Raw genomic sequence first — 11,874 nt, 5'->3', positions numbered from 1 at the left:
TATTAAAAATAGTAGGGATGATTATTGGTTAAGCACGAGAATATCGTCCGAAGTAGGTGGAAGCATAGTAGTCAATTCTTCCCTTAATTCCAGAAACTCCTGCAATGCACAATCCGGAACCGACGGAACGGGATCGACCCAAACATCGTTCCAGTTCCCCGCCCAGTAGCCTTCTTTCCCCTTAATGCACTCATCAACGGTAGCCAGTAAGCTTTGAAGATTCTCCTGCACCTTTCGCTGGTTTTTTGTCTTCTTCACATTCTCGGCATATTTCCTTGCCAGATTAAGATAACCATAAAGTTCTACTGGGAAACGCCAGGTGGAATGCATCTGGCAGGTAGCAGTCTGCATTTCAGTTTCTGCAATTAGAACTTCAATTTCATCCAGTTTGTTGTTTAGTTCATCGCCCCCGGAGTCGTTAACAGCAACGATAGAAAGAGGTGTTAACAGCAGGCCAAGAATCATACTTTTTGTAATCATAACCATAGACTTAGAGTGGATTCCGTGCCTATCAGAACCAATTTAAGTCGGTTTAATCAACCGTATGTATGATGTTTTTTAAGCGTCCTTCTACAATAATATTCTGAAAATAGCGAAAAGGTAATCCTTTTACTTCGTTTCTGAATTACTAAAGCAGACGCATAATGAGCAATTACAACAAAAAAAGATGGCCGCACATTAATGCACGGCCATCCCATCTATTTACGAAAGGTATTCTGTTACTTCTTCAACAGAATCAGTTTTTTAGTTTCAACAAAGTCGTTTGTTTTTAGCGTACAATAATAAATTCCGTCAGCCATGTCGTCCGCCTTAAATACATAACGGTAATGACCAGCCGTTTGCTCCACATCGACAATACGCTGAATTTCTTTTCCAACAGCATTGGTTACGGTTACCAACACATGCATGTCCTCAGGAATTGAATACTGAATGGCCGTTTCATTTCTGAACGGATTCGGATAATTGTTAAAATGGTACTTTCCGTCATCCTCAGGCGAAAGTTTATTGTCGGCCACTGCCAACACGATCGGATTATCAACCGTACCATTTATTTTATCGATCGTAAAATTCAGTTCGGGCGAAACCAATTCAATTTGTCGCTGATTGTAATCGTCCCACAACACGGCTTTTACGCTTTCGCCAATGTCTGAACGGTCGCCGTAAATCATGGCAAATGCCATGTACTCGTCGAGCTTACTCAGGTACGACAGGGGCACTTCACCACGCAGTTGATCATTGATATAGGTTTGAATCCTGTAATTATCAGATGAAGGAAGATCTCCAAAATCAACGGTGGCTGTCAGTGTCATGTTGTACTCGTGTTTCAGGAAGAGTTCATCCGGATCTCCTGATTTCAGGATATCAATATTACTGCTGTTTCCAACAAACAATTTATATCCAAGCCCCGGGTGGAAGAACTTCAGATCACCGATCCACGAATCGGTACTTTGGTTGTATTCTCCATATTCATACTGGCTTTTTATCACATCGCCGGGACCGGCTGACAACTGTCCCAGAACATCATCAATCGGTAAAATCTCTGATTTTGGATATCCTATCCAATTCCATTTGGGATTTAAAGGAATACTTACATCTGTTTCAGGTGCATTTCCTATTAAACTCAAAGTATCGCCATGCGCGCTCAGAAAGATCATGTATCCCGCTCTGATATCAACATCGCTGAGTGTTCCCTGCCAGCCTGTAAGCTGACTGAACTGCGAGTAACCTGTCTGCGATTTCAGTGTAATATCGTTCAGTGAAGTTGGCGGCGTCAGGCTTTCAAACACTTTGCCTACACTCATGTCTGTGCTTTCTTTATTCACCGAAATCCAGTTCCAGCCTTTTGCCAGCAGCATTTCCTGAATACCACCTGCAGGGTGCAAAATGAAAGGTTCTTCAGCATTTCCAACCACACCGTCGTTAAAGAATGTCAGTTCCTCAATGGCACCGTATTCAATACCATTTAAACCATCCCACATTCTGAATTTGATGACTTCAGTAGTAAATTGATTCCGAACATGATATTCGGGGAAATTGATCCAGTCGAGATCGAATTCAGCACTGTTCGACTGAATGCGCAGCGTGTGCTGACCCGCCGGAACCTGGAATTGAGTAGTATATATGCCATAAGAACTTCCCGTAGCGGGGACCGTGAAGGTCGCGACTAAGCTACCGTCGATATACACGTCAACATCGCCGGCTTTGTTTCCGGCAGCCTTGAACTCGGCAATGAAATTACCCGGTTTCGTTGCGTAAATATCAAAATCGATCCAGTTGTTTTTCTTAAAACGCGTGGCTTCATAGGTCTTACTGTCTTCAGTAAATGTTATGTCCTGCACACTCAGATCATCCACGTAATCTTCGGCTTCGAGCAAACTTCCGTTTTCGCCCGCCAGGTTACCCGACACATTAATAAATGCAGCGTATTTATCCAGTTCGGGCACATACATAATGCTTCCCACACCACGCAATTCGCCGTCGACATAGGCTGCAATTTTATCGCGTAATCCGGTCGAAAGGTTCTCATCGCCATCGTCGGTGCTAAACTGAGCAACGATATTCATGTTGTATTGGAAATCGGGGTGGTTCACACTCCAATCGATCTCTTCGGCATACAATTCAAGTGAAACTTGAAGCACTTCCGGCGAATCGTCGATAATGGCCACCACTTCGCCATCATAAAATCCGGGTTCCAGATCTTCAACCACCTGAAGCTGAACGGTAAAACTATTTCCGCCCAGAACAGAGGCAGAAGTTACCGAAGGCACTAACCAGTCGGGCCATTCATCGATGGTAAACGATTTACTTATGTTGGCACTGTTATCGAGATTTGCACTCAGCACTACCAACTCGGTTTCTTCCGCCGTCATATGAACTTCCTCGGGATTCCACGAAACCGGGCTAACATTCACAAGAAACGACCACTCGGTTTTGTATTTCTGAACATTCCCGTAAATATCCTGAATTCCTTCCACTACGGCATAAACGCGTTTTCCTTCGAGCGAAGGCTGTGCGAAAAGATCGTCATCGGGAACCAGAATAATCCCATCCTCATTCTGGGAACACTGAACTGTTATCGGAATTTCAGTGGAATCTTCAAGGAGCAAATGAATGTTTGGTACTGCGCCTGAATAACTTTCAAAATTGCAGTTGATGTCCTTATCGAAAACAACACTGATCTCCTGCCCAAAACGCAGATAGCCATCGGCCGGTGAAGGAGTTCCGTAAGGCGCAATCGATGAACGGTCGATAATTCCGGACTGTTCAGAAGAATATGAAATTCCTCCTTCGATTCCGCAATTTGCTTTAGCACGCAAGCTGTATTTACCATCGGTAAGACCGGAAACATTAAATTCGTAGTCGTAAAAATTTTGTACCAGCAATTCGCGATCAATCGTCACATCGTCAATCCATCCTTCACCCTGACGTTTATATTGAAGGGTTATGCTTTGAAGGTTTTCGTTATTCCGGTCGTACCCCGTAAAGGCCACATCCAGTTTATCGCCGTTATTGCTATTAACCAGCCAGTTATCGCCGGGTAAATGCAACGCAACATTTGAACATTCGCTCTGGAAATCAACAAATATCCAGGCCGTATCTCCGCTCGTTATGTTCCCGTTGTCCTCCCAAAGTGCATATTCGCAAGGTGGGTACATCATAATACCGATCGAATCGTAAGTGGCCGCCATGGGTCCTCGTTCAACAGTGAGGGCAATGTTTGCCGTTTGGTTGTATTGCAGAAAATAAGATGCTCCGCCATTGGTGATTAACGTACCTCCCAATTTTACAATCGCACCGTCGGGATTGGTAGTAGAAACTACTTTAACGTGATATTCGCGGGTTTCCCGACTCTGACTTTCATTTAACAAATTAGCCGTAAATACTGCTTGCCCTCCAATCGGTACATTGTTGATCTGTGGCGGATAAACTGTTATCCGTGCATCGTCGCGTGGTTGTGTCCCGGGCTCGTGCGGACAACTTGTTGTACCCAGTTTTAAGTTGAATGCAGGAACTCCGTATGCCTGATCTTCTTTAATATCAACGCTAAAAAAATCGCCAATATCATTATCCGAAAGAATATATCCAACGGTTCGGGTGTACGAAGTATCATTCCCCTGGTTAAAAGTATTTGCCCACCTGAACTTAGCCATAACTCCTAGTTCACTGTCAAACCAAGCTCCGGTTTCATTGTCAATTTTTATCCCTACAGCCAATTCAGTATTAATAAATGCCGTGTACTCATACGATGCTGAATTTGTTGTATCAGTAGTGTATTCATTGGTATATGGAGCACCTGCACTAAACGAAATGTTCTCTTTAAACACCGCATCTTCGCCTCTGTTTTTTGCATTTTGTGCCAACACATCTTCCCAATGGAGGCTATCAGCCAGTAACTGGTTGGCCTGCATTTTTTCTTCAGGCGAAAGCAGACTGGTATCACGGCCGGCTATCAAAGCACTTCGAAGTGTTCCGAGTGTAGGCAGCAACGTACTTTTAATGTGCTTTTCTGTATAAACAAAAGTAGTCGCAAAACCGGTTACATCGATGGTAGGAACAGTTTTTATCTCGGCCTGACAGGTAGACGTATTAAAGGTCAGCTCATCCCCCAGTGCATATTCCTGGTTAAACGATGCGCCAATGTACACGTCTCCATCATTTCCGGTAAGGTTCTCCAAATCGGAAGTTGAAAACGTTTCATTGAAGGTGATTGTTGTTTCTACACCACTGCGGTTAAAATTATCTCTTCCGGCTACTGCACTGAATTTGATCTGTGTTCCAAATCCATTGCTTGAAAAGGGAGTAAGTACTTTGGCTCCAATCAACAGATTGGCATAAACTCCTGCTTCTCCCCCCACCAGCATTTCGAAAGTATTAAAACTTTTATACGATTTGCCTTCCTGAACGTATGAATAACTGTTATCACCAGGCGGATCGTGTAATACCAGCATTGGCATTTCGGGCGATTTTGTAATAAATGAAGGCGCCTGAGTTTTAACACCTTCAACCATGATCCAGTATTCCTGCGGATCGGCTTCCAAAAATCCGACTTCAGGAACCACATAAAGCAGTTTCTCATGATTGTGCTCAGCACTCTCAGCAATTTCGGGTAATCCGGCTTGTGTAGTATAAACTGCAAAACCGTTTACAATGGGGATCTCAATTGGCTCATCTCCCCGATCGGCAACAAAATCGAAAATACGTAAATGCCCTTCATTTACCGGGCAATCTCCCATCGATTCGTTGACCTCGAAGACGAGTGTATATAATTCATTCTGCTGCATAAGTGTCACGTTACCGCTACTGCAACTGTATTCTTGTGCACCTGCATCGGCAAAATCGACCTGAATATCGAGGGGCGAATGGTAGGTAAAATCAGCCTCTGGAACTACCTCACCACGCATTGTATCTGTAACTGTTACAATGGTGGTATCGGCAGGAGTAATACTCATGGTATTGTTCGGTAAGAATATAGTATCGGCAGGTGTTATATCCAGACTGTCGCGCTCGACAACCATATCTGCCGTATCCCGCACGGTTAGATCGATACGAATTGGTTTGTTACCTATCTGATCAAAAATATTCGAATTAACAGGATCGAGTTCAACCACCTGCACATTGTATTCGCGTGCCGGGAGATCAGGAATGGTCAGCAAACCATTTTCATCGGTGTAATAACTGGTATTAAAACAATTGCCCGGCGATGTAAGCTGTACTTTAACGCTATCAGCCACCGGTGTTTCGCACCCCGTTTGTACTTTCACAAAAATGGTGTCGGTTTGGGTATCGGTAAAATTAATGTTTATTGAATCTCCGTCAACAAAGAATGAAGTAGACGGCTGTCCCGAAGGATTTTCAAAAGTATGATGCAAAAACTCAGGAGTAAATGAATAGTTCCCTTCTTCCTGGATGGCATAACTCCATTCGCCATTACCATCGGTAAATATTCCCCGACTCTCGCCGTTGATCAAAATTTCTACATCGGGGACACCACATTCGGCCGCGGTTGATTTTGGAAAGAGGACTTTACCAGCCATGGAGAAAACGCTCTCGTCGGTAAAATTGGCCCCGGAACTTAATTTTGAATTCAGATCCAGCACGCGGGTCAGTGTGTCCGGTGTAAAAATATGCGGACCATTGGGTCCTTGTTTAAACGGTACAACAATGAATTCAGCCTCATCGTAGTAGTAAATGTTTCGTATTTCGTAATAACCGTCAACATCGGTGGTGGTGCAATAACCTTCGGAAGGAATGGAAAGCGCACCGGCCGGTAAATTCGGTGTAACGGGAATCGCACACACCTGCACCCCTTCTACTCCAACACTCAAAAGAGACTTAACGGTACCCTTAATGGTTCCGTTTGGCTTCGAATAACCGTCATCGCTCAGGGTTGGGAAGGTGCGAGTTTCGTGAATTGGCGTAACATAATAGGTATGTTTATAACCGGGGATGGCACCATCATCGCTAAATGCCTGTGCATTTTTACTTAAGATATCGAGCTCTTCTTTCTGATTGCTTTCAGGCACACTGCGTTCAATACGCAATTCTTCTGCAAAATCAGACAGATCATCCCACTCTACTTTCACACGATTGGTATATGCTCCGTCGGATGCATTCACAGCAAAAGTTTTTGCTTTTCCCAGAACCGCATTTGAACTATTTCTTGGTGATTCATGATTACCCCAATCGTCGGTAAAAGTGGTTACCCAGTAATAATATTCGTCGTTTGGAACTATGGTGTTATCAGTCCATGTACGTGCATCTCCTGCCACTTGTGCCACCAAAGTTCCGTTATAAAGCGTCGTTCCTCTGTAGATATTATAACCGGTATTAGCATCTGGAATATTAGTCCCTTTCGACCAATTCAAAATAATCTTTTCAAAATATTCCTGGTCAGAGGCAGTTATTCCGGTAGGAGATTTTATTGCAGCGGTAGCTGCATAGGTTAAAACACTATATCCGCTACCTCTGTCACCTGAACTGCTTGCTCTTGGATATCCACTCCAGGCCCATTCCACACAGTTACACCAGGCCCAACTACAATCTTCTGATTCCTGATAACGTAATCCCCAGTATCCTGAGTTACTTGGACCTGTAATATGAGTAACGGTTCCACTCGATAAACTGCCACTACCTGTCTGGTGTTGAACACTGTTGTTATCCGAATTTTTATAAACATCAATTCTGTGAACAACAGCGTCACTACATCCAACTACTCCGGCACCACTGTAAGAAAAAGTTATCGTATAATCCGATCCTCCTGATGACACTGTAACTGCCATATCTGGATATACTCGCTCGCCATTTGCTATCACTGGCATAATGAACGCAAACAATAACAGCCATAGAAATTTATGGCATTTTATTGTGATTAATTGCATGGTTGAAATTAATTCCGAATAAGTAAATTTTTTCATTTTGGTATGTATTAAGTGATAAGTTTCATGTTTGGTACATAACACAGTCATACCTCACAGCAAGGCAATCAACAAAATCCAATGATGACTTCTGAGAGTTCCGGGTTCATGATATTAAAGTTTACACTTAAAGGGTAAGAATTGCGTACAGTTTGATTTAATGGTAATCCTTTCCTTCAAATTGTGTTTATTGTTAAACAATTTAGGGAATAAATTATTAAGATAAAAATGTATTTTTATTTTCTATTGATATTTTTTATGCTTTTCCGAACAACAAAAAATGTCTGATTGCAGAATATAAAGGGTTTAAGAAGAGAATTTAGCAAATTGAAAAATAAATAAATGTTTTTCTGATGAATAGAATCCCGCCCAGGCGAAGAACCGTTTTCAGGTTAATTCTAATTATTTTTTCGCTGACTGATAATTCCTTTAATAATAAAGTACACTAATAGCAGAATTACTGCGATGATCATTACCCGAAGAAATAAATACATGTCCGATCTTTTTGAATTCGCCATCAAAAATAACCTTTTTTAGCTGATGCTATTGATTTAAAAACTTTGAATCACAGATATTCTCATCTGCAGCTTTATCATACATTAAACTCTGAGTGCTAAACATTGAACTCTGAACATTTAATATTACTTTTGCACCTCAAATTTTTAGGTACATATTTCAAGATGAGTCAGATGGAAATTCCGAGCAAGTACAACCCGGCCGAGGTTGAAGATAAATGGTACAAATACTGGATGGACAATAAATACTTCCATTCCACTCCCGACAAGCGCGAGCCTTATACGATTGTAATTCCGCCGCCAAATGTTACCGGCGTTTTGCACATGGGGCACATGCTCAACAATACCATCCAGGATATTCTGGTACGCCGTGCGCGCATGACCGGGAAAAATGCCTGCTGGGTTCCGGGAACCGACCATGCTTCAATTGCCACTGAAGCTAAAGTAGTGAACAAGCTCAACGCCGAAGGAATTGACAAGTACGACCTTTCACGCGACGAATTTTTGAAACATGCCTGGGAATGGACCGATAAACACGGTGGTATCATTCTCGAGCAGTTGAAAAAACTGGGTGCATCCTGCGACTGGGACCGCACAGCTTTTACCATGGACGAAGCCCGTAGCGAGTCGGTGCTCAAAGTTTTTGTCGACCTGTTTAACAAAGGATTGATTTACCGTGGCGTGCGTATGGTAAACTGGGATCCGGCAGCAAAAACTGCACTGTCTGACGAAGAAGTGATCTACAAAGAAATGCAGGGAAAACTGTATTACCTCAACTATAAAATCGAAGGAGAGGATGGTTTTGTAACCATCGCTACGACACGTCCTGAAACCATTCTTGGTGATACTGCAGTATGTGTGAATCCCGCTGATTCACGCTTTAAGCACCTTGTTGGAAAACACGTGCTTGTTCCATTAATTAACCGCTCCATCCCGATCATCGAAGATGAATATGTGGATATGGAATTTGGTACCGGCTGTCTGAAAATTACTCCGGCTCACGATATCAATGACTACGAAATCGGTCTGAAGCACAATCTGCCATCGATTGATATTTTTAACGATAACGGAACCTTAAGCGAAAAAGCTGAAATGTTTATCGGTGAGGACCGTTTCGAAGTAAGAAAGAAAATCGTTCCTGAGTTGGAAAAAGCAGGCAACCTTGCCAAACTGGAAGACTACACGAATAAAGTTGGATTTTCGGAGCGAACCGATGTGATCATCGAGCCCAAACTGTCGGCACAGTGGTTCCTGAAAATGGAAGAGCTGGTTAAACCGGCACTGGAGAATGTAATGAACGACACCATCCAGTTCCACCCGCCGAAATTTAAAAATACTTACAAACACTGGATGGGCAATATTAAAGACTGGTGCATTAGCCGCCAGTTGTGGTGGGGACACCAAATTCCGGTGTACTACCTGCCCGACGGAACTTATGTTTGTGCTGAAACAGCTGAAGAAGCGCTTGATTTAGCAAAAGAAAAATCGGGTAATGCAGAATTGACTGCTGCCGACCTGAAACAGGATGAAGATGCATTGGATACCTGGTTCTCGAGCTGGTTGTGGCCAATCTCTGTTTTTGACGGAATCCGCAAACCTGAGAATGAAGAAGTAAATTATTACTATCCAAGTTCCGACCTGGTTACTGCGCCCGATATTATTTTCTTTTGGGTAGCGCGAATGATCATTGCAGGCTACGAATACCGCGATGATTTCCCGTTCAAGAATGTGTATTTTACCGGAATGGTGCGCGATGCACAGCGTCGAAAAATGTCGAAATCGCTGGGGAACTCACCCGATCCGCTGGATTTGATTGCTAAATACGGTGCTGATGGTGTTCGTGTGGGAATGCTGCTTTGTTCTCCGGCCGGTGGCGATTTGCTTTTCGATGAAAGCCTTCCACAACAGGGAGCAGGTTTCTCCACCAAAATATGGAATGCTTTTCGACTGGTTAAAAACTGGGAGGTTTCTGCAGAAATTGAACAACCGGAACATTCGAAACTGGCCATCGAATGGTTCAGAAATAAACTAAGCGAGGTTGTAGAAACGCTCAACAAACAGTTCGACAGTTTCCGTATTTCTGAGGCATTGATGACGGTTTATACTTCGGTTCGCGATGAGTTTTCGGGCTGGTTGCTCGAGATGGTAAAACCTCCCTATCAGCAACCGATTGACGCTAAAACTTATGCCGAAGTGGTTGAACTGTTCGATCAGATGCTTCGGTTGATGCATCCGTTTATGCCGTTTATTACTGAAGAGATCTGGCAGTTGCTGGAAGACCGCAAAGAAGGCGAAAGCATCATGATCAGCCAGTTGCCGGCCGATACTAAGTATGATGATGCTTTGTTGGCAGCATTCGAAGATGTGAAAGAAGCTCTATCGGGAATCCGGAAGATCAGAAAAGAAAAAAACATTGCGTTTAAAGATGCTATCGATTTTTCAGTGCAAAAAGGCGATAAAGGTTTCGATGCCGGTTTCAACAGTATTCTTATAAAACTGGGGAATCTAAACGCATTAAACACAGTAGAAGAAGAAGTGAAAGGAGCGGCTTCTTTCCGTGTAAAATCAACCACTTTTTACATTCCGCTCGAAGGTTTTATCGACGAAGAAGAGGAGTTGCAAAAACTGGAAGAAGAATTAAAATACGCCAAAGGCTTTCTGAATTCGGTAATGAAAAAACTGGGTGACGAGCGTTTTGTAAACAATGCGCCCGAAGCAGTTGTGGCCAAAGAAAAAGCGAAACAGGTCGACGCGGAAGCCAAAATAAAAGTATTGGAGGAACGCATTGCTGCGATGAAATAGAACTAACAATAGCATCTTCAACCGTCATTCTGAGTTCATCTCAGAATCTGAATCATTTAATTAATAGATCCTGAATCAAGTTCAGGAGGACGTTTGTTCATGCTTAACATCTGTTAAAAGCCGGTTAAATTTTGTTATATCTGCTGCTGAATCATTCTTTTGAATAGTTTTGTAAGCGTTACGAAAAAGCTGACATGCGTAAGATACTGGCCATTTTTTTATTTCTAACGATTATTTACAGTGCCCGCGCACAGGATGATGCTGTCGTGGTCGATCCTATACTGATTGAACTAAAAGCCGAGATACTAAGCGCTGCCGACAGTTCAGCAATTCCGTATGCCAATATTGTTTTACACCGCACTCATAGCGGAACCATTACCAACAACGACGGTTATTTCACCCTCGAAATGTTGAACATTGACAGCCTGGAAGTAACTTCGGTGGGCTATCGAAAAACCATTATGAAAATTCCACCTTATTATACCGGAAACGACGTACTGACTTTTTACATGGAGCCGATAATGTACAACGTGGGCGAAGTAACGGTAGAAGGCGAAGCGCAACAACTCGATTATTTCGAGCACGGTCAACCCACCAATATCGATCCAACATTACGTGGCGATGCTTTTAATGAAAAGCCCCCGGTACTGGCGGCTTTTTTCAATCCGGTTTCGTTTTGGCAATATCACCTTAGCAAACGCGAAAAGCGAAAACGCGAAGTTAGGGAAGATATGGCTCTGATGAAAAACTGGGAAATGCACTCGAAGAACTACAACAAAGAGATGGTGATGAAGCTGACAGGACTGAATGAAGCTTACGCCGATACTTTTATGGTTTGGTTCAATGCACAAAACGTCCTTCCTTATACCGCCAACGAATACCAGGTAAGATCATCGATTGTTGAATACAGTAAAATGTTCAAAATTAATTACGGCTTAAAGTAGTCTTTTTCGAACTTTTATTCCTTTCGGTCGAGAGTCAAGTCTTAAAACTTGCTAAAAAATACAATTTAGTATTTTTTAGTTTTACCCCAGTTGAATTATTTTTTACAGCTCAACTAAGCACATTGTTCCTATTTGCAATATTTTATCACATTTAAATTTCTATTTGTTGTCTATTTTTGTTAATTACTACTAAACTGT

4 protein-coding genes are annotated in these 11,874 nt (G+C 42.7%); 2 read left to right on the top strand and 2 right to left on the bottom strand.

The window, feature by feature from the left end; all coding sequences use genetic code 11:
* Positions 1–21 precede the first annotated feature (21 nt).
* Both WFY05_RS15005 and WFY05_RS15000 read right to left on the bottom strand, forming a co-directional pair.
* Positions 22–480 (bottom strand): hypothetical protein, encoded by a 459-nt coding sequence (locus WFY05_RS15005; RefSeq protein ID WP_340113712.1) that lies wholly within the window; start codon positions 478–480, stop codon positions 22–24.
* Between the two features lie 239 nt (positions 481–719).
* Positions 720–7,415, bottom strand: a complete 6,696-nt coding sequence (locus WFY05_RS15000; RefSeq protein ID WP_340113711.1) for a T9SS type A sorting domain-containing protein — start codon at positions 7,413–7,415, stop codon at positions 720–722.
* A 680-nt stretch (positions 7,416–8,095) separates the two neighbouring features.
* Between WFY05_RS15000 and WFY05_RS14995 the strand changes: the two genes are divergently transcribed.
* Together WFY05_RS14995 and WFY05_RS14990 are read left to right on the top strand one after the other, a co-directional pair.
* Positions 8,096–10,732, top strand: coding sequence for a valine--tRNA ligase (locus tag WFY05_RS14995; protein WP_340113710.1), 2,637 nt, complete (start codon positions 8,096–8,098; stop codon positions 10,730–10,732).
* Positions 10,733–10,926: 194 nt separating this feature from the next.
* Positions 10,927–11,676, top strand: coding sequence for a carboxypeptidase-like regulatory domain-containing protein (locus WFY05_RS14990; RefSeq protein WP_340113709.1), 750 nt, complete (start codon positions 10,927–10,929; stop codon positions 11,674–11,676).
* Positions 11,677–11,874 lie beyond the last annotated feature (198 nt).

The sequence above is a fragment of the Maribellus mangrovi genome (assembly GCF_037646455.1).
Classification (GTDB): domain Bacteria; phylum Bacteroidota; class Bacteroidia; order Bacteroidales; family Prolixibacteraceae; genus Draconibacterium; species Draconibacterium mangrovi_A.
This window is presented reverse-complemented; position numbering and strand designations above follow the sequence as displayed.